Source organism: Roseovarius tolerans (assembly GCF_900109855.1).
Taxonomy (GTDB): Bacteria; Pseudomonadota; Alphaproteobacteria; order Rhodobacterales; family Rhodobacteraceae; genus Roseovarius; species Roseovarius tolerans.
The window spans coordinates 286,704-305,486 of record NZ_FOBO01000002.1; the positions used below are offsets into that span (position 1 = coordinate 286,704).

Annotated in this window: 16 protein-coding genes and 1 pseudogene; 4 read left to right on the forward strand and 13 right to left on the reverse strand. The window is 65.6% G+C overall.

Annotation, left to right across the window (positions count from 1 at the left end):
- Nucleotides 1-48: 48 nt before the first annotated feature.
- Entirely contained in the window at nt 49-1,359 is a 1,311-nt protein-coding gene (locus BMX04_RS03130; RefSeq protein ID WP_050663280.1) for an HlyC/CorC family transporter, read from the forward strand.
- 11 nt (nt 1,360-1,370) lie between these two features.
- Here BMX04_RS03130 and BMX04_RS03135 read toward each other — a convergent pair whose 3' ends face one another.
- The 9 genes from BMX04_RS03135 to BMX04_RS03175 form a co-directional block, all read right to left on the reverse strand.
- Nucleotides 1,371-2,513, reverse strand: coding sequence for an alpha-hydroxy acid oxidase (locus BMX04_RS03135; RefSeq protein ID WP_074784953.1), 1,143 nt, complete (start codon nt 2,511-2,513; stop codon nt 1,371-1,373).
- A gap of 4 nt (nt 2,514-2,517) precedes the next feature.
- A complete protein-coding gene (locus BMX04_RS03140; RefSeq protein WP_074784954.1) occupies nt 2,518-2,922 on the reverse strand; it encodes a universal stress protein in 405 nt (134 codons plus the stop codon).
- 30 nt (nt 2,923-2,952) lie between these two features.
- Nucleotides 2,953-3,933, reverse strand: a complete 981-nt coding sequence (locus BMX04_RS03145) for a zinc-dependent alcohol dehydrogenase (protein WP_074784955.1) — start codon at nt 3,931-3,933, stop codon at nt 2,953-2,955.
- Nucleotides 3,930-4,685 (reverse strand): SDR family NAD(P)-dependent oxidoreductase, encoded by a 756-nt coding sequence (locus BMX04_RS03150; RefSeq protein ID WP_074784956.1) that lies wholly within the window; start codon nt 4,683-4,685, stop codon nt 3,930-3,932. The genes BMX04_RS03145 and BMX04_RS03150 overlap by 4 nt, the downstream gene beginning before the upstream one ends.
- Nucleotides 4,678-5,985 carry a histidinol dehydrogenase gene (gene hisD, locus BMX04_RS03155; protein ID WP_074784957.1) on the reverse strand — a complete coding sequence of 436 codons (1,308 nt, stop codon included), beginning with the start codon at nt 5,983-5,985 and terminating at the stop codon, nt 4,678-4,680. The genes BMX04_RS03150 and hisD overlap by 8 nt, the downstream gene beginning before the upstream one ends.
- Before the next feature lie 12 nt (nt 5,986-5,997).
- The gene (locus tag BMX04_RS03160) at nt 5,998-7,326 is read right to left on the reverse strand and encodes a TRAP transporter large permease (RefSeq protein ID WP_050663285.1); all 1,329 of its coding nucleotides are present in this window, start codon (nt 7,324-7,326) and stop codon (nt 5,998-6,000) included.
- Between the two features lie 9 nt (nt 7,327-7,335).
- Nucleotides 7,336-7,848: a TRAP transporter small permease gene (locus tag BMX04_RS03165; RefSeq protein ID WP_074784958.1), complete on the reverse strand. Its 513-nt coding sequence runs from the start codon at nt 7,846-7,848 to the stop codon at nt 7,336-7,338.
- 103 nt (nt 7,849-7,951) lie between these two features.
- Nucleotides 7,952-9,097: a TRAP transporter substrate-binding protein gene (locus tag BMX04_RS03170; RefSeq protein ID WP_074784983.1), complete on the reverse strand. Its 1,146-nt coding sequence runs from the start codon at nt 9,095-9,097 to the stop codon at nt 7,952-7,954.
- A gap of 24 nt (nt 9,098-9,121) precedes the next feature.
- Nucleotides 9,122-9,307 carry a hypothetical protein gene (locus tag BMX04_RS03175; RefSeq protein WP_050663287.1) on the reverse strand — a complete coding sequence of 62 codons (186 nt, stop codon included), beginning with the start codon at nt 9,305-9,307 and terminating at the stop codon, nt 9,122-9,124.
- A 149-nt stretch (nt 9,308-9,456) separates the two neighbouring features.
- Here BMX04_RS03175 and BMX04_RS03180 point away from each other — a divergent pair, with 149 nt between their 5' ends.
- Nucleotides 9,457-10,488, forward strand: a complete 1,032-nt coding sequence (locus tag BMX04_RS03180; protein ID WP_083398065.1) for a LacI family DNA-binding transcriptional regulator — start codon at nt 9,457-9,459, stop codon at nt 10,486-10,488.
- A gap of 165 nt (nt 10,489-10,653) precedes the next feature.
- Here BMX04_RS03180 and BMX04_RS03185 read toward each other — a convergent pair whose 3' ends face one another.
- Genes BMX04_RS03185 through BMX04_RS03195 form a run of 3 tightly spaced genes read right to left on the reverse strand, consistent with a single transcriptional unit; the run spans nt 10,654 to nt 15,878 of the window.
- Nucleotides 10,654-11,889 carry an FAD-binding domain-containing protein gene (locus BMX04_RS03185; RefSeq protein WP_074784959.1) on the reverse strand — a complete coding sequence of 412 codons (1,236 nt, stop codon included), beginning with the start codon at nt 11,887-11,889 and terminating at the stop codon, nt 10,654-10,656.
- A gap of 50 nt (nt 11,890-11,939) precedes the next feature.
- Nucleotides 11,940-14,303 carry a YbcC family protein gene (locus BMX04_RS03190; protein ID WP_074784960.1) on the reverse strand — a complete coding sequence of 788 codons (2,364 nt, stop codon included), beginning with the start codon at nt 14,301-14,303 and terminating at the stop codon, nt 11,940-11,942.
- Between the two features lie 15 nt (nt 14,304-14,318).
- Nucleotides 14,319-15,878, reverse strand: coding sequence for a proton-conducting transporter transmembrane domain-containing protein (locus BMX04_RS03195; protein WP_074784961.1), 1,560 nt, complete (start codon nt 15,876-15,878; stop codon nt 14,319-14,321).
- 99 nt (nt 15,879-15,977) lie between these two features.
- On the opposite strand from BMX04_RS03195, the gene BMX04_RS03200 reads away from it, so the two are divergent.
- Together BMX04_RS03200 and BMX04_RS03205 are read left to right on the forward strand one after the other, a co-directional pair.
- Nucleotides 15,978-16,847: a LysR family transcriptional regulator gene (locus BMX04_RS03200; protein WP_074784962.1), complete on the forward strand. Its 870-nt coding sequence runs from the start codon at nt 15,978-15,980 to the stop codon at nt 16,845-16,847.
- Between the two features lie 87 nt (nt 16,848-16,934).
- Nucleotides 16,935-18,431 carry a fused MFS/spermidine synthase gene (locus tag BMX04_RS03205; RefSeq protein WP_074784963.1) on the forward strand — a complete coding sequence of 499 codons (1,497 nt, stop codon included), beginning with the start codon at nt 16,935-16,937 and terminating at the stop codon, nt 18,429-18,431.
- A gap of 52 nt (nt 18,432-18,483) precedes the next feature.
- Here BMX04_RS03205 and BMX04_RS19615 read toward each other — a convergent pair.
- Nucleotides 18,484-18,783: pseudogene (locus tag BMX04_RS19615) on the reverse strand (hypothetical protein); the annotation flags it as partial.

Consider the following 18,783-nt stretch of genomic DNA (forward strand, 5'->3'; position numbering starts at 1 on the left):
GGCCGATCAGCCCCCATAACCCGGTCAAGCATAAGGAATATCACGCAAATGGAAGCGACGCATCCCGTTCTCGACCTGACCTTCTGGATCACGGCAGGGTCCATCCTCTGCCTGCTGGTCCTGTCGGGGTTCTTCTCGGGCAGTGAGACGGCACTGACCGCTGCCTCACGCGGCAAGCTGCGTGCGCAGGCCGAAAAGGGCTCACGCGGGGCGGATACCGCGCTCAAGATCACCGAGGACAACGAACGCCTGATCGGCTCGGTGCTTCTGGGCAACAACCTCGTCAACATTCTCGCCGCCTCGCTCGCCACGGCGCTCTTCACCCGGCTGTTCGGCGAAAGCGGCGTGGCGCTGGCGACGTTGGTGATGACGCTGCTTGTGCTGATTTTCGCCGAGGTTCTGCCCAAGACCTACGCCATCACCAATGCCGAAGTCGCCGCCTCGCGCACCGCACCGATCATCGTCTGGGTGGTCAAGGTGTTCTCTCCCGTCGTCTCGGCGGTGCGCTGGCTTGTGCGGCTGATCCTGCGCGGCTTTGGCGTGCAGACCGATCCCGACAGCCATATCCTCGCGGTCCGCGATGAAATCGCGGGCGCGCTCTATCTCGGGCAATCCGAGGGCGTGGTCGAGAAAGAAGACCGCGACCGTATCCTCGGTGCGCTCGACCTGGGCGAGCGCGCGGTCGAGGAAATCATGCTTCACCGGTCGCGGATCGAGATGATCAATGCCGAGGCCGATCCTGAAGCGATCCTCGATCAATGTCTCAAAAGCAACCACACCCGCCTGCCGCTCTATCGCGACGATCCCGACAACATCGTCGGCGTGGTCCATGCCAAGGATCTCTTGCGCGCGATGCACAGCCTCGTCACCTCGTCCGAGGAAGGCGCCGCCGAGGCACTGCGCGCCTTCGACGTCCAGAGCATCGCGCGCGAGCCCTATTTCGTGCCCGAGACCACCACGCTTGACGATCAGATGCGGCAATTCCTGCGCATGCGTAGCCATTTCGCGCTGGTGGTTGACGAATACGGCACGCTGCAGGGGTTGATCACGCTGGAGGATATTCTGGAGGAGATCGTTGGCGAGATCACCGATGAATTCGATCCTGATGCCGAACATCCCATCCGCAAGACCGAGGACAACCAGTTCCTGATCGACGGGGCGATGACGATCCGCGACCTCAACCGCGCGACCGACTGGACCCTGCCGGACGATGCCGCGAATACCGTAGCGGGGCTGGTGATCCACGAGGCGCAGATGATCCCGGCGATTGATCAGACCTTCATCTTTCACGGCTTCCGCTTTCAGGTGGTCGCGCGCAAGGACAACCGGATCACCAAGCTGAAGATCCGCAAGCTCTGAGCGTATGTGCGTCACGCGCCCCGCGCGCTGGAGCGAACGGGCTCTGGCGCAATTGGTACCCCATCCGAGAGCGAACAGCGCCCGGTTTGCGCCATCGCCGCGCTCAACTCGGTGCTCAGCACGTCCCACAGACGCTGCAGCCCCTCCTCGCCCGCCGCTGCGATGGCGAATTGCAGGATGCGGCCCAGAAAGGTGAAATCCGCCCCCTGGCTCAGCGCCTTGAGCACATCCTCGCCCGAGCGCAGCCCGCTGTCGTAGAAAACCGCCATCTCCGGTCCGAAAGCCGCGCGGATACGGGCAAGCGCCTCGATGGGCGGCGGCACGCTTTCCAGTTGTCGAGACCCGTGGCTGGACACCTGAATAGCATCGACCCCCGAGGCCGCCAGCCGCACGGCATCCTCGACATCCAACACTCCCTTGACCACCAGCTTGCCCGGCCACATCTCGCGCAGCCGCGCCAGCGCGTCCCAGGTGGCACGCGCCCGGCTTTCGGTGCGATCAAAGGCATAGCCCGGCATCTGGAAATTCGCCATCTCCGGGCGGCCATGCAAAAGCGTGCGCAGCGACCAAGTGGGATGCAGCGCGAAATCGAGAAATTGCCGGGGGCCGAGTCGAAACGGCATCGTGAACCCATGGCGCAATTCGCGCGGGCGGCGGCCCAGTTCGGGCACGTCCACGGTGAGGATCAGCACCTCGTAACCCGCATCGCGCGCCCGCTCGGCCAGACGAAACGTGCCGCTGCCATCGCCGCTGAAATAGAGCTGGAACCACGCCTGCCCCTCGGCCACTTCAATCAGTGTTTCCAACGGGGTAGAGGCTACTGTTGACACACCCAAAGGCACGTTTTCACGCGCTGCCAAACGCGCCAGCATCAGATCCGAACCGGGGCCAGACAGATTGCACATGCCCATCGGCGCAATCCCGAAGGGTCGCCCGGCCCGCCCCCCGAACACGGGCACGCTCAGATCACGCGCGCTCACATCGCGCAGGATGCGCGGGGTCAGCGGTATCGCATCCAATGCCGCGCGATTGCGCGCCGCGCCGGTCTCGCGCCCCGCCGCGCCGTCTATATAGTCGAACACCATCCACGGCAGGCGGCGGCGGGCCAGACGGCGCGCATCCTCGGCGCTGTGGATATGCGCGGCACGCCCCAACAGATCAGCGCGTCACATGCACCGCACACGGCGCATGCCGCACGACCCGCGCAGCCGTGGAGCCGAGAAAGTAATCCCGCAGCCCCGGCTTGTGCGAGCCGATGACGATGCAATCTGCCTTTATCTCGGTGGAATAGTCCACGATGGTCCGATAGCTGTGGCCCTTCTTGAGTACCGGTTTGACTTCCGGATGCTCGGCCAGTTTCTCAGCCATGCGCGTGCGCGCCATCTCGAACCCGGCGCGCACCATCTCTTCGTCGAGATAAGCCCCGACCGCGCCGCTCGGCGTCTCGTAGACATGCAGCGCGACGATCTCGCCGCCGTCGTCTAGCAGCGCACGGGCGATTTCCAGCGTTTCCGGCGAAAGCCCGTGATCAAGCGCCATCGGGACGAGAATACGTTTATACATGCTGTCAGCTCCTTTTGCAGATGCCCCGCGCTATCCGGCGGGGTCGAGAACGATCTTGGGCGCGGCCACCCGGCCCGCGCGCAGGTCGGCAAAGGCGGTGGCCCCCTCCGACAACCCGCGCGCCTCGGTCCAGTCGAGCGGGCCAAGCCGCCCATCGAAGATCGCCTGTGCGGTGTCGCGGAAATCCTGCGCCGTATAGGTATAGGTCCCGATGAAGGTGATCTCCTGCAAGGTCATCCGCCGGATATCGAGCCCGCCCGCATCCTCGCCCAGCCCGACATGCGCGATCACGCCGCCCGGTGCCGCACAGGCCGAGGCGATGGCACGGGTTGCGGCATAGCCCACAGCGTCGATCACCAGACCGAACTGCCCTGCCGCCTCTTCCACCACATGTAGTCCGCAGCGCTCGGCCAGATACGCGCGGCGCGCCGGGTTCGGCTCGGACAGGGTGACATCCTCCACCCCCTGCGCCGCCAGTGCCAGCGCCGCCGCCAGACCGATGGCCCCGCCGCCGATCACCAATGCCGCACCCGGCACGCCCTGCTTTCGCGCCTCGACCCCCAGCCGCACGGCGTGCCAGCTCACGGCCAGCGGTTCGGCCAGCGCGGCCTTGGCCAGCGCCACATCGGACGGCACCAACACAAGGTTGCGCGCGGGCATGGCAACATATTCGGCGAACGCCCCCTCGCGCGGCGGCATCGAGATGATCTGCCGCGCCGCGCACAGGTTTTCGCGCCCCGCACGGCAGGCGTCGCAGGCCCCACAGGTCACCAGCGGATTGATCGTCACCCGCTCGCCTTCGCGCGGTCCGCCCACGATCACCCCCGCCGCCTCATGCCCAAGGATCAGCGGCGCAGGGCGGCGCGCGTCATGGCCCAGATAGGCGTGCATGTCCGACCCGCAAATGCCCACGGCCAAGACCCGGACCAACTCCTCGCCCGCGCGCGGTTCGGCATCCGGCACCTCGCGCAGCACGAGGGTTTCGGGACCTTCATAGATCAACGCCTTCATTTCGCGGTGAACCCTCCATCGACCATCAGAACCTGTCCGGTCACATACCGCGACGCCTCGGAGCACAGGAACAGCAGCGGACCGTCCATGTCCGACAGATCGCCATTGCGCCCGATGCAGGTCTGCGCCGCATTGCGCGCCGCGCGTTCTGCGTCGCCAAAGACCGCCTGCGTCAGTTCAGTGGGGAAAAAGCCCGGCCCTATGGCGTTCGCGGTAATCCCGTCACGCGACCATGCCTCGGCCATGGCGCGGGTCAGTTGCGCGATACCCGCCTTGCTCGCCCCATAGGCAATGCCACCGGGAAAGGCGCGCGTGGTCTGGAGCGAGGCGAAGTTGACCACCCGCCCCCAGCCATCGGCGCGCATGCCAGGCACCAGCGCCTGCGTGAGAAAGAACGGCGCGGTGAGGTTGAGCGCGAGCGTGGCGTCCCAGCCTTCGGGCGTCACCTCATCGGCACTCTGCCGAGTGTTCACCCCCGCGGCATGCACCACGATCTGCGGCGCACCAAACGGCGCGCGCATGGCGGCCACGGTCTCTGGCAGCGCGTCGCGGTCCGCCACATCGGCCACGACATAGGCCGCGCCCCCGCCCGCCTCTTTCACCCAGTCCCGCAAAGCCGCCTCTCGCCGCGCCACACCGACGACGCGGGCACCCGCGCGGGCCAGCACCAGCGCCGCGTGCCGCCCCAGACCGGAACTCGCCCCGGTAACGCAGGCTATCCGGCCCTTCACGCTGAAGAGGTCGTCAGCCATTGGCGGTCAGATCAAAGGTCTCATCGGGGAAATATTTGGCCAGCCGCACGTCGGCGGCGCGGGCATGCCCCTCCATACCCTCAAGACGAGAGATGCGCGCCGTCGCCTCGGCGATGGATTTCGCGCCTTCGCGCGTGGCCCGCTGCCAAGTGACGATCTTCATGTATTTATGCACGCTCAGGCCGCCGGTATAGCGCGCCGCGCCAGAGGTGGGCAGCACATGATTGGTGCCCGCCGCCTTGTCGCCATAGGCCACCGTCGTTTCCTCACCCAGAAACAGCGAGCCATAGCAGGTCAGCCGACCCAACCACCAATCGAGATCAGCCGCCTGCACCGTCAGGTGTTCGGGGGCGTATGCGTCGGAGGTCGCCGCCATTTCCTCGCGGTCGGCACAAAGGATCACCTCGGCATAGTCGCGCCACGCGGCGGCGGCGTTCTCGGCATTCACCTCCGGCAGATCGGCGATCAGGCCGGGCACGCGCGCCATCACGTCCTCGGCCAGCGCGCGATCATCGGTCACCAGCCAGACGGGCGAGTTGTAGCCATGCTCGGCCTGACTCACCAGATCGGTCGCCACGATATGCGGATCGGCGCTGCTATCGGCCAGGATGAGGCTGTCGGTCGGCCCTGCGATCATGTCGATCCCAACCCGGCCAAAGAGAATACGCTTGGCCTCGGCCACGAACTGATTGCCGGGACCGACGAGGATATTGGCACGTGGCAGGCCGAAAAGGCCAAAGGTCATCGCCGCCACCCCCTGCACGCCACCCATGGCGAGGATCTGATCCGCGCCGCAGATATGCGCGGCATAGACAATCGCCGGATTCACGCCCACATCCGGGCGCGGCGGTGAACAAGCGGTGATATGGCGGCAGCCCGCGACCTTGGCCGTGGTCACGGTCATGATCGCACTCGCGATATGACTATAGCGCCCGCCCGGCACGTAGCAGCCCGCCGCATCCACCGGGATCGCCTTTTGCCCCGCGATCATGCCCGGCACTACCTCATGTTCGACATTGGCGACGGTGGATTTCTGCATTTCAGCAAAGCGGCGCACGTTGTCGTGCGCAAAGCGGATATCGGCCTTGAGCTTTTCGGGGACCAAGGCGCAAGCGGCCTCGATCTCAGCTGGCGTCAGCAGGACATTGCCCTCGTATCTGTCAAACTTGGCAGCATATTCCAGCGCCGCCGTGTCGCCCCCCGCCTCGATATCGTTGAGAATGGCGATCACCGTGTCATGCACGTCGCCCGCGTTCGAGGTCGAGGTGAGGCTAGCTTTCTTGAGGTATTCCAGAGCCATGTCGCAGAGGTCCTATTTGTAGATGTCAGGCAGAAGTGTGGTTGAGACGGCGGGCACATAGGCGATCAGCAGAACGACCACGAACATGCCCAAAACAAAGGGCACCGCACGCCACGCGATCCGCAGGATCGACTCGCCGGTGATGCCCGACACGACGAAGAGATTGAGACCAAGCGGCGGCGTGATGAACCCAACGCCGAGCGCGGTAATCATCATGATGCAGAACTGGATCTCGTTCATGCCGATATTGTCGGCGAGCGGTTTCAGGATCGGCGCGAGGATCACGATATTGGGCGTGGTTTCCATGACACAGCCCGCCGCGACCAGGATGCCGATCATCAAGAGGATCAGCAGCCACGGCTCATCGGTCAGGCCGGTGACGGCGGTGACAAAGCCCTGCGGCACGCCCATGATCGCCAGCGCCTCGGCCAAAGGGGCCGAAAAGGCGATGATCGGCAGGATCACCCCGTTGACCTTGGCCGAACTCACCAGCATCGCCGGGAAATCCGCAAGGCTCAGCGTGCGCAGGATGAACCCCATGAGGATCGTCACCACGACCGCCGTCGCGCCCGCCTCGGTGGGCGTGAGCCGCCCCGAGAAAATGCCGTAAAAGATGATCCCCGGCACGATGAACGCATACCACCCCGACGCGAGCGCCCGCCCCAGATTGCCGAGCCATTCGCCAAAGGACAGCCTGCCGCCGCCCTCGTAATCGTAGATCCGGTTGACGATGATATTGGTCACCAGGATCGACACGAGGATCGCAAGCCCGGGAATGAGCGCCGCCATGAACAGCGTCGACGCGGAAATACCCAGCACAAGACCGATTATGATATAGGCGATCGAGGGCGGAATGAGGATGCCGGTGCAGGCCCCCGCCGCCACCAGCGCGCAGGCATAGGGGCGCGGATAGCCCGATTCCACCAGCCGGTCGATGGTCATCCGCCCAACCGCCGCCGCCCCCGCCGCATCCGAGCCAGAAATCGCGGCGAACATCCCGCAGACCAGCACCGTCGCCGAGCCGAAGCCCCCCTTGGCAAAGCAGGTCAGTGCCTCGGCCACATCGAGAAACTTGCGGCTGAGCCCGGTGCGCACCAGCACGTCACCGGTCAGGATGAAGAGCGGCACGGCGGTCAGCGCAAAGGCGTCGATGCCGGTGAACAGGCTCTCGCCCACAAGGCTGAGCGGCAGATCGCCCGACATCACCAGCATGATGATCGCCGCCGACCCGATGGCGGCCCAGACCGGCACCGCCAGCGCGATCAAGCCGATGAAGATCAGAACCGGAAGGTAGAAATCCCACCCCAGTTCGACGGTTTGCTGCGTGGCACCCCAAAGCATCGCGCGCCCTCAATCAAAGAGTTTGTCGCCCTCGAAGACGGGCGTGCCGTCCCGGAGCGATTTGAAATCCCGCAGCAGAGACTGCACGAGACGAAAGAGCATCAGCGAAAACCCCACCGGAACGGCCATCAGGAACCACACCTTGGAGATGCGCAGCCCATCGGTGACCGAGCCGAACTTGGCCGAGACATGCACCGTCTCCAACGACCAGTAGAGCGCCACCACCGCCACCGCGACCATCACCAGATCGCCGAAAATATAAAGCAGCGCCTTGGGACGTGGCCCGAGGTAATGCATCATCACGTCGATCCGGATATGCGCGCGCTCCTTGACCGCTGCAGCAGCCCCGATCCAAGCGAGGTAGATGAAGGAATAGCGCACGATCTCTTCGCCCCAGATCGAGGAATAGGCAAAGATCTCGCGCCGGAGCACCTCGATCGCCATCGTGGCGACGAGCATCACGTAGAACACAAGCAGCAGCCAGCGTTCGGCGTCCCGGTCGATACGGCGCAATACAGACATGGGGGCCTCCCTTCTCTTGGGTCAGGGCACCGGGGCCGTGCGATGCGCGGCTGCGGTCCTTGTCGTGACGGAGTGACGGGCGCGCGCGGCCCCCGCGCAGGGCTCAGGCGTCGTGGACGTAGTATTTACCTTGCGTCCCGGCGGCCTCTTCCATCTTGGCGAAAGTTTCCATGGACCCGGCCAGTTCGACCTTGAACTCGTCCCATTCCGAGCGCTGATAGCCGCCCGCGTCCTGCCACTCGGCCAGTTGATCGTCGCTCAGCGAATGGAACTGCACCCCCGCCTTGACCAGTTCGGCCATGGCATAGGCGCGCGCCGACGGCACCTTGGCGAGGTTTTGATGCGCGGTCATCTCAGAGCCCCACATGATTCCCTCCTGCACGTCGCCGGGCATCGAGTTGAACCATTCAAGGTTGCACGAATAGACTTGGCTGTCAGGCACCGCCTGCGTGAACGTCACATGGCTGAGGATGTCCTTGAAGCCAAACACAAAGAGCGCGCCAACCGACGGATCGAGCGCATCGGCCACGCCCTGTTTGATCGCCGAGGGGGTCTCGCCCCACGCCACGGGCGTCGGGTTCGCCCCGACCATGCGGTAATATTGCTGCAACATCTTGGAGCCGGGCACGCGGAACTTGATCCCCGACATGTCGGCCGGCGTCATCACCGCGTTGCCGCCCTGGCGCACCGCAACGACGCGCGGGTCGATATTGACATAGAACAGCGCCTTGAACCCGGCCGCCTCGACCTTGGGATGCACTTCGGCATTCCAGAACTCGGAGTTGACGAGATTGGTGAACCGCTGGTTGGAGCCGCACAGGTACGGCATATTGATCAGGTCAACTGCGCTTGCGAAGGGTGCGAAATTCGACAGTGAATGCTGTGCGGCCTGAATCGTGCCGCCCTGCACCTTTTGCACAAGACTGCCGCCCGCGCCCAGCTGACCGCCCGGGGCCAGCTTGACATAGACCTTGCCATTGGTTGCATTCTGGATGTTCTCCTTGAGATCCAGCTGCATGATCGGGTAGCTGCGCGATGCGCCCAGCACATAGGCGGTGGCCACGGTCATCACGTGATCTGCGGCCTTTTCGCGCTCGTTTTCCTCACGCGCGGTCTGTGCCACGGCCTCGGTCGACCACAGCGTACCCGCCGCCCCTGCGACAAGGGCCGCAGTAAAGCCGCCGGTGCTGGCCAGTTTCAGGAAATTCCGGCGCGTGGCCGACTCGAGTTCCTTGCGTTCGTTATCCAAGATCATCTCCTCCCGTTTTGACGATCAGCCGTCTGACTTGTTCCGCCTGTCGGCTTCTTTTTTCAGGATCGCCACGACGAAAAACGTCGAGGCGGTCAGCAGAACCAGCATCTCTCCGACATCGCTCAGCGGTGCGCCCACCCCCGATGCGCCAAGCGCGACATTCGCGGTAAAGGCGGCAAAACACAGGATCGCAAGCACGAGTGCCATGGATGTTCCTCCCGGACGGAATCGGTTCTTGCCTTGATGTAAGCGCTTGCATTACGATATTGCAAGCGCTTTCATTTGATTTTCGCGTGAACCGGGGCTAGAGCCTGTTTGTTCATGAACTCCGGATGAGGACTTTGGAAAAGCCGAACATGGCCCCGATCAGCGCCCCCCGCCCTGCCCCGACACTCGAGGATGTCGCCCGCGCCGCCGATGTCTCGACGGCCACGGTCTCGCGCTGCCTCAACACGCCCGGCAAGGTCTCCGACGACACCCGCCTGCGCGTTCTGCAGGCCGTGGCCGCGCTTGGCTATGCCCCGAATTTCGGCGCGCGTGCCATGGTCTCACGGCGCACGCGCACCATCGGCGCGGTGATCCCGACGATGGAAAACGCCATTTTCGCACGCGGGCTTCAGGCCTTTCAGGAAGAGTTGCGCGCACTTGGCTATCAGTTGCTCGTCGCCTCCTCGTCCTACCGACAGGACGTCGAAGAGGAACAGATCCGCTCGCTGGTGGCGCGCGGGGCCGATGGGCTCTTGCTGATCGGCCATGACCGCGCGCCGCAGGTGACCGAGTTCCTGCACCAGCGCGGCCTGCCGGTGCTGGTGACATGGGCCTATGATCCGGCGCAGACGGGCGTCTCGGTCGGCTTTGACAATCGCCGCGCGATGCGGACGCTTGCAGAAAAGACCCTCGATCTGGGCCATCGTGAAATCGCAGTGATCACAGCCCCGCTGGCCGATAACGACCGCGCCCGCGCACGGGTCGACGGCATCCGCGACGCCGTCGCCGCGCGAGGCTTGTCCATCGAAGGGTTGCGGCTGATCGAGACCGACTACGGGATCACGACCGGCGGCGATGCCTTCGCGGCGCTGATGCAGACCCGCCCGCGCCCCACGGTGGTGATGTGCGGCAATGACGTTCTGGCAGTGGGCGCGGTGAAACGTGCCCGCACCCTCGGCCTGTCGGTGCCGGGGGATGTATCGATCACGGGCTTTGACGATATCGACATCGCCTCGGTGGTCGATCCCGCGCTGACGACGGTGCATGTGCCGCACCGCGCGATGGGGGCGGCGGCAGCGCGATGTCTAATCCGGATGATCGAGGAAAACGGGGCCGTCGCATCACAGGAACTGGACGCGCATGTGACGTGGCGCGACTCGCTCGGGCGGCCACCGGGATAGGAGCCGCGGCGAGACGTGTGGAGGTGGCCTCAACCCGACATACGCACCACCCGCGCGAAACGCACCGAAGGTGCCGCGCGATCGCCAGGCCGCGGGACGGCCCTGCGATCACGCGGCACCTTTTGGCGGGTTGCCATGTCCGCTTCAGGCCATAATCCACCCCGCTCAGAAAAGGCCAACCTCGGACAAAACCCCCGGAATCCGCTTCTTCACCTTGAAGAACCCCGCCGTCGCATGCGGCCAGATGGCGCGATCCCAATCGCGCTGCCATTCCGCCAGCACGATGCCACGCGCCTCCAATCCCGCCTGCGCCTCAATCAGCCAATCGCGCAGCGGACCGACCGGCACATAGGGCGTCACAATCTGCCGGGCCCCGCACCGTTCGGCCCATGTCGCCAGATCCCCCGGCACGCCCGCGCGCATCTCCTCGGCCTGCCAGCCGCCCCGCGCCGCCGTATCCGCCAGCGCCGCCGTCTCGAACCGTGCCACATGCTCCGCCATGGGGCGCACCGAGCGCAGGTGACTGCCAGCAAGCATCGCGACCCCGCGAAGATCAAACCTGTCTGGCGCAAAATCCTCCGGGCAACAGTCCTCCTCGGTCAGCAAGAGAACCGACGGCACGCCGGTATCAGGTGCGCGCGGCACGCGCAGCGGCATCACCGGCGGCAACCCCTCGGGCTCCTCACCCTCCAGCCCGGTCAAATCCTGCGCCAGTTCAATCGGACGCGGCGTGAACCGTCCGTCGGTATAGGTCGCAATATTGCCCGCCCGCGCCACATAGGGCTTGCCGCGCGTGTGCAGCCCCGCCACCCACCGCCAGCCAAGCGTATTGGAGGCCGGATCACCATCAACCAGATGACGCAGGAAGAAATCCGCGCCCACCCGCCACGGCAGCCCAAAGGTGAATGTCCAGATCGAAGCGAACCACATGCGCGCGTGATTGTGCAGATACCCGGTCTCCACCAGTTCCCGCGCCCAGGCGTCGAAACACGCGAGCCCGGTCTCGCCCGCTTCGGCCGAGGCCACCTCGCGGCGCAGGCGGCGGTCGCCCTCCACCTGCTCGAGATCGCGCGCCAGCCCGTCGCGATAGCCCTGCCAGATGCCGGGGCGATGCTCCAGCCAGCCCTTGAAATAGCCGCGCCAGATGACCTCCTGAATGAACTTCTCGGCCCCCGCATGGCCATGCGCGCCAAGCGCCGTTGCAACCGCCTCCCGCTCCAGCACCAAACGGCGCCGCAAATAGGGCGAAAGGGTCGAGACATCGCGATGCGCCCCCGCGCCACGGTCGAAATTGCGCCCCTTGGCATAGCGCCGCCCCATGCGCGGGGCAAAGGCCTGCGTGATCTCCAATCCATGCGCGCGTGTCGCATCCTGCACCGCCGGTCCCCCTGCTCTGCCCATCGTCAAGCAGCACAGATGGACCGGTGGCGCAGAATTTCAAACGCGGGGCATCAGTCGGGCAGCACCTCCCACTCCAGACCGGGCCGGTAGCGCGCCGCGATCCGCCCCTCCTCCAGCGCCAGCAGGTGCAGCCAACAATTGTCGAACAGCGCGCGCACCCCGTCGTGACGCCGCAAGACATCCCTGATCGCCTCTGTCGGGGCCTCGATCAGCACCGTCAGCCGCAAAGGCTCGTGCCGCAGGGCCGCGCCGTCATGCACCGCCTGCCAGGGCAGGCCAGGGCGCAACAGCCCGCCATTGCCCTGCACCACACCGATCCCGCCGGTGACATTGTGGATCAGCTTGTTGCCGCCACCAAACGCCGCCGGGGCCACGCTCGATCCGTAATATTGCAGGCTGATCCAGCTTGCCACCACCACCGGCGCGGTGAGGATCAATTCCAGCGTGGCAAAGCCCGTATCCGCCCGCCAATCATAACTGTGCAGGAAGGTGCGCCCCGTAAGATCGACGCCCGAAGTCACCGCGCGCGGTGCGGCGATGAATGACGCACAGCCCGCCAGCCCCCATTCCGGGCGCAGTTGCGCCCAGTCCAAGGATCGTGCCGCCACGGTTCGCGCCACGGCCCCCGGCAGGCTCAACGCACGCTCACCCCGCGTCAGGGCCCCGGCCCGCGCCAGCCATGCACCGGCCTTCTTTATGTCGTCGGCATGCTCCGGCGCGGCGCTGTCGGGGTAAAGCGTCACCTCGTCGCGCGTGGTGTCATGCAGCCCGGCCATGAAATGCGCGTCCTGCGGCAGGTCGATGCCCTGCGCGGGCAGCCCTGCCCGCGTCTCGGGATCGTTCAGCAGTTGTGCCAGCAGCCGCGCCGACACCTCGCCGGTATGCCCGCCGCAGGCCCCACAGTGATAGGCGCTTTCATGCGGATTATTGGTCACCTGCGCGCCATGACCCAGCAAGAGAACCAGCCGCGCATGCCCAGTGGTAAGGCTCATCGCGCGCAGCACCTTGGCCGCTGTCTCGGCCTTCGCATCAGCATCAAGCGCCGGGTCGAGCCGGGGCGCAGGCCCCTCGGCGAGTGCGGCACCTTTCAGCCCAAGCGCATCCTTGACCAACTTCGCGCCATAGAACGGCCCCGCCGCCTCGACAAAGGCGAAGGACGACACCGCCGCCTGCCGGAACCGGCCCCAGGCGCGGGTCGCGCGCGCGCTGATCCGGGTCGTCTGCTCGATCTCGGGCGCGGCGTGGCTCGTGGCGCTCATGGCGGGCTGCAGCAGCACCGGCAGATGCGCCTCGACCACGTCCGAGCCATGCGCGCAATGCGCCACCGGCAGGCCGAAGAACCCGGCAAAGCCAATGGTTTCCACGCCGGAATCGAGGCTTTCAAGCGCACGGCGGAACACCTCGGAGCGCACGTCGATACAGAACGCGGCCTGAAGCGCGGGCCGTCCCGCCACCGGCGCGGGGCTGCGCAGATCGGACGCCAGCCGCCGCTGATAGCCGCGCTCGGCGGCCTCCTGCAAGATACCGTCGATCACCTGATCGGGCGAGGGCGCGACGGGTGCTTCATGCGCCGCCACCGTCTCGGCCCAGACCTCCGCCACGCCCGGCACCTGCGCAAAGATCGCCTCTTCCCAGATCAGCCGGATCGCCAGCAGGTCGGTCAGCGTGTGATCGCTCTGCCCCGCCGCCTCGGCCTGCCAGAGCAGCCAGCGGGCATGCTGCGCCCAGCCCGCCATGTCCATGTAGAGCCGGTGAAACGCCGTCTCGGCCGCCGTCTCGGTGATCCCCAGCCGTTCACAGGCGCGCAGGATGGCACGGTCGGCGGTGTCGGGGGCCTCGGTCACATGCGCGCAAAAACCGCTCAGCCCCGCAATTTCGGGTGTCAGATCATGCATCGCCCATTCGCGCCAAGCGGCAAAGGCCCCACGCCCCGGCGCAGGCGTCCAGAGCGCCTGCCCCCGGTCGAAATGCCCCCCGGCCCAGAGCCCGAAACTGCGCCCGATGATCGACGGCCAGTCGGTGCCGTCCACCCGCGCGGCCAGATCGGCCACGGTGGGCAGCACCTGCGGCATCTCGCTCGGCCCGGTGATCCGCGCCTTGAGATAGGCCAGATCGACCGGTTTGACCGGCGATTGACAGGCATAAAGCGCGGCGGCGAGATCGTCCTCGCTCATCTCGCCACGCGCCAGCATAGCGGCATAGTCCGCGCGCGCCCGCGTCAGCCGCACGCCCCCCACCCGCGCCAGCCGGGCCGAGGCCGTGGCCAGATCCTCGCCTGTCTGACCAAGGAAGGGATTGACCGCGACCGTGGCCTCCAGCGGAAAGGCCGGTGGCAGGGCAAGCGCCGCCGCCTCTGCCGCACTCAAAATGTCCGCGACGCGATCCGGGGCGATTTCAGTGTGCTTGAGAAACATGGCTCGGGCTCCTTCTCAGGTCCGGTTGGAGGTGTGGGTGGCACGCAGCCCGCCGATCAGGCGATCCAGCAGCGTGTTGAGGTAGAGGCCATTGGCCAGATGCACGCGCCAGCCTGCGGTGGCCGGATGATGCGCCCAGAGCGGGAAAAGCGCCTGCGCCACCGCGACAAGGCCGAAGGACATCAGCGCCAGCACGATCAGCGCCCATTCCAGCGCGCCGGGCACCGGCGGCGCGGGCAGGTTCGCGCCCCAGAGCGCGCCCGCGATGATCTGGAAGGTGAAATAGGCCAACGTGGCCGCCACCGAGGCCCGCGCCGTGCGCTTGGTCAGTTCCGCAGGGGCCGCATCGGCCAGACCCTGCGCCACCAGATACGCCACGCCGAAGATCAGGATGGTGCCAAGCGCCAGCGCCTGTGCTGATTTCGGGCCAATGAGCAAGGCAAAGCCCGCCGCCACCGCGCCGTAAAGCAAGAGCGCCAGCGCAAAGGCCCGCGCCACCGCCTTGAGGTCGGGCACCGCCACCGGCCCGGGCCGCCGGATCTCGGCCACCGCGCGCACCGCGCCGCCCGAGGCCAGAAAGCCATGCGCCTTGTAGAGCGAATGCGCCACGATATGCAGCAGCGCCAGCGGCCACAGACCGAGCCCGCATTGCAGCAGCAAAAAGCCCATCTGCGCCACCGTCGACCACGCCAGCGCGGTCTTGATCGCACTTTGCGTCAGCATCACCACCGCGCCAAAGATCGCCGTCAGCCCGCCCAGCATCACCAGGGCGGCCATCGCGCCGGGGCTGGACTGCACCGCCTCGGCCAGCCGGATCAGGATCAGCCCGCCGGAATTGATGATCCCGGCATGCAACAGCGCCGAGACCGGCGTCGGGGCTTCCATCACCTCGGTCAGCCAGCCGTGCAGCGGAAAGGCCGCGGTCTTGAGCGCCGCCGCGATGACCAGCAGCCCCACCGCCCCCTGCCCCGCCAGCGGCAGGCCGGATTGCGCCGCCACACCAATCGCTCCCAGATTAAGCGTACCGAAGGCGAGCCAGAAGAGCCCCGTCGCCCCGATCAGCGCCAGATCGCCCGCGCCCCAGACCAGCGTGAACTTGGCCGCCGCGCGCCGCGCCTCGGGCCGCTCGGGATAGAACAGCAGCAGTTGCCGCAACCCCAGACCGACCGCGCCGAAGGCGAGGATCATCAAGGCCAGCCCGCCCGACAACACCACCATCAGCACCGCCGCCAAGGTCGCCAGCATCAGCGCATGAAACAGCGCCTCGCGTGGCTCTCCGTCAAGATAGCTGCGCGCATAGCGCATCACGATCCAGCCGACGAAGCTGACCAACAGGCCCATCGTCACGCTCACCGCATCGAGCCGCAGCGACAGCCCCGTAGCCTCGTTTCCGGCCACAATCCCCCCCGGCCCCGTCACCAAAAGATGCACCAGCGCGGCGCCCATGGTCGCCAGCACCGACAGCGCCGCCCATTCCGGCAGGCGCGGGCGGCGTACGGGCCGCATCAGCGTGTGCACGGCCGCGCCCAGCAACAGGACGGGTGGCAGTAGCAGAAGCAGCGAGAGCAGCGACATGGTGGTTCTCCTTCGAATGCGGTTTCGACAGGAGATACCTTCGACGTTCAGTTAAATAAATTACATATTATATCCATATTCATTCTATATAATAGAACTATGGCACATCTTAACCTGCACCATCTCCGCCTCTTCCGCGCGGTCGCCCATGATGGCACGCTAACCGGCGCGGCCCGCGCGCTGAACCTGTCCCAATCGGCTTTGTCCACGCAAATCAAGGCGTTGGAGGCCGCTCTTGGGCAGGACCTCTTCGAACGGCGGGGCCGCCGCCTGATCCTGACCGAGGCCGGGCGCATCGCGCTCGACCATGCCGAGTCGATTTTCCGCACCGCCGAGGATCTGAGCGCCACCCTGCGCGAGCGCGGTGGCGGACGGCGGGCCCTGCGCGTCGGCGCGCTCGCCACGCTGTCGCGCAATTTCCAGATGCAGTTCCTGCGCCCGCTGATCGGGCGGCGCGATGTCGAGGTGGTGCTGCGCTCCGGCTCTCAGCCCGAATTGCTGCGTGGGCTGGAATCGATGGCGCTCGACGTGGTGCTGACCAATCTCGCCCCCGCCCGCGATGCCGCCAGCCGCTACCTGATCCAGCGGATCGACGAACAGCCGGTCAGCCTGATCGGCACGCCCGAACGGCTTGGCCCAACACCACGCCCCTTGCCCGCCCTGCTGTCAGACATGCCGCTCATCCTGCCGACGCCGGAAACGGCACTGCGCGCGGGCTTTGACGCGCTCATCGCGCGGCTCGGGATCAGCCCCCAGATCGCCGCCGAGGCCGATGATATGGCGATGCTGCGCCTGCTGGTGCGCGAGGATGCGGGCCTCGCCGTGATCCCCCCCATCGTCGTGCGCGATGAGTTGCACACCGGTCGCCTGACCGAGGCCGCGCGCCTCGACGGGATCACCGAGACATTTCTGGCGGTCACGCTGGAACGGCGCTTTCCCAACCCGCTGCTGGCCGACCTGCTCGCATAGGATAGGCGATCTGTGATCTGGTAGCTTGATCCAGGACTGGTCATGGTTTCAAGTGAATGGCTAGCAAGCCCGATGCGGAGCCCCCCCATGACACGCACACCACCTTTATGGCTTCTGGTGACCGCGCAAGGCGTCGTTAGCGCGGCGTCGCTTGTCGTGGAAATCGTTGCCGGGCGCATGCTTGCGCCGCATGTCAGTATGTCGCTTTACACATGGACCGCGGTGATTGCTGTCGTCCTTGCGGGGTTTTCTGCTGGGCACTGGTGGGGTGGCCGGCTGGCCGAGAAGCCGGCGTCAGCGGCCCTGAGATGGACCGGCGGCGCTATGCTTGCCGGTGCGATCACGACGGGCGCCGCGGTCCTGTTGCTGCCCGCCGTGGCGGGTTGGGTTCTCCACGTGGTGCCGCAGCCGATTTGGAGCATCACGGCACTCACGGCACTGGTGTTCTTCTTGCCGTCTTTCTTCGCAGGAGTGCCAGCGCCGGTTCTCGCCATGATCGCGGTGACAAGCACGGACAGGACCGGGCCGGCCCTCGGCGCGATGTTCGCCTCCGGGGCCATCGGAGCTATCGCCGGAACCCTCCTCGCCGGTTTTCTCTTCATTTCTTGGCTCGGCTCGTCCGCAACGCTTGTCGTCGTGACTGCGGTTTACCTTGTCTCGGGCCTGCTGTTTTTCCGTCTGGGAGGATGGAGCGGAACCGGCGCGGAATTTCTCGCATCACTCGTGGCGGTCGGCACGGCCACCCTTGCTTTGAACGCACCAGCCCCTTGCGACCGCGAAAGCCGCTATTTCTGTCTTCGTGTCGAAGATATTTCGGCAGATCCATCAGACCCGGTGCGCCTCATGGTCATCGACCATCTGGCGCATGGTATCAGCGCGGCCCGGCTGCCCCAAGTCCAGTTCACCGAACATACCGCAATGCTCGACAGGCTTTCGATGCTTCGCGCTACTCGGGCCGAGTTCACCAGTTTTCATATTGGCGGCGGCAATTATGCGGTTCCGCGCGCTTTTGCGGCACGCGGGACCGGGGAGATCACCGTGGCCGAGATCGACCCTGCGGTCACACAGATGGCTGCCGAGTCTTTCTGGTTCGATCCAGCCTCCGCCACGGTCCTGCATGAAGACGGGCGTCGCGCATTGCTCACAAGGCCAGAGGCGCGCTTTGACATCATCATTGGAGATGCCTTCACGGATGTCGTGGTGCCGGTCCATCTTGTGACGCGTGAGTTCTTTGAGCTTGCAGCGAACCGGCTGTCAGATGGCGGCAGTTTCCTGATGAACGTGATTGACCACGAGGACAGGCTTGGCGCGCTAGCCTCGATCGTCGCGACGATGCAGACCGTTTTCCCGGTGGTCGAAGTTTGGACGGAGCAGGTTCAACCCATACCCGGCCAACGCATGGTGTTCGTGGTCGTGGGCGGCGATGTGCCAACTGAAAGCGATAGATTCCTCGCAAGCGCGCCCAACCAAACAGCGTTCGGCGCGCTTGCGGACGAATTGGTCGCACAGTTCGTGGTGCGCAGTGGCGAGGTGCTGACGGACGATTTTGCGCCGATTGACCGCCTCATGGGCCGCAATGATTGATTTTGCGTTACGGGAGGTGGTAATCGATTTCGCTGACTTCCGGTCTGTGGATTCAACGGATCGCCGCAAAACAGCCTTCAAAATTCTCGGCTGGGGTTTTATATTGCGACGTCTTTCTGGGTCGTTCGTTGAGTTGCCGAGAGACTGCGCTGAGTTTGGCTTGGCTATAGTTCGACACATCGATGCCGCGCGGGAAGTATCGGCGCAGGAGCCGGTCGGTGTTCTCGTTGCTACGGCCCTCGGCGGAAAACCGCGAGGAAAGTGCCCCGATAGGTGCCTCTCCGCCGACGACACCGACATTCCCGCAACACCGGTAGAATGACAGCCTCGGCGGCGCTTGCCTGAGGTGGTG

Coding starts and splice junctions, on each gene's coding strand:
- BMX04_RS03130 (WP_050663280.1), top strand. CDS start 49: ATGGAAGCGACGCATCCCGTTCTCGACCTGACCTTCTGGATCACGGCA.
- BMX04_RS03175 (WP_050663287.1), bottom strand. CDS start 9,307: ATGGCACTCGTGCTTGCGATCCTGTGTTTTGCCGCCTTTACCGCGAAT.
- BMX04_RS03190 (WP_074784960.1), bottom strand. CDS start 14,303: ATGTTTCTCAAGCACACTGAAATCGCCCCGGATCGCGTCGCGGACATT.
- BMX04_RS03180 (WP_083398065.1), top strand. CDS start 9,457: ATGGCCCCGATCAGCGCCCCCCGCCCTGCCCCGACACTCGAGGATGTC.
- hisD (WP_074784957.1), bottom strand. CDS start 5,985: ATGGCTCTGGAATACCTCAAGAAAGCTAGCCTCACCTCGACCTCGAAC.
- BMX04_RS03160 (WP_050663285.1), bottom strand. CDS start 7,326: ATGCTTTGGGGTGCCACGCAGCAAACCGTCGAACTGGGGTGGGATTTC.
- BMX04_RS03140 (WP_074784954.1), bottom strand. CDS start 2,922: ATGTATAAACGTATTCTCGTCCCGATGGCGCTTGATCACGGGCTTTCG.
- BMX04_RS03205 (WP_074784963.1), top strand. CDS start 16,935: ATGACACGCACACCACCTTTATGGCTTCTGGTGACCGCGCAAGGCGTC.
- BMX04_RS03195 (WP_074784961.1), bottom strand. CDS start 15,878: ATGTCGCTGCTCTCGCTGCTTCTGCTACTGCCACCCGTCCTGTTGCTG.
- BMX04_RS03165 (WP_074784958.1), bottom strand. CDS start 7,848: ATGTCTGTATTGCGCCGTATCGACCGGGACGCCGAACGCTGGCTGCTG.
- BMX04_RS03145 (WP_074784955.1), bottom strand. CDS start 3,933: ATGAAGGCGTTGATCTATGAAGGTCCCGAAACCCTCGTGCTGCGCGAG.
- BMX04_RS03185 (WP_074784959.1), bottom strand. CDS start 11,889: ATGGGCAGAGCAGGGGGACCGGCGGTGCAGGATGCGACACGCGCGCAT.
- BMX04_RS03200 (WP_074784962.1), top strand. CDS start 15,978: ATGGCACATCTTAACCTGCACCATCTCCGCCTCTTCCGCGCGGTCGCC.
- BMX04_RS03150 (WP_074784956.1), bottom strand. CDS start 4,685: ATGGCTGACGACCTCTTCAGCGTGAAGGGCCGGATAGCCTGCGTTACC.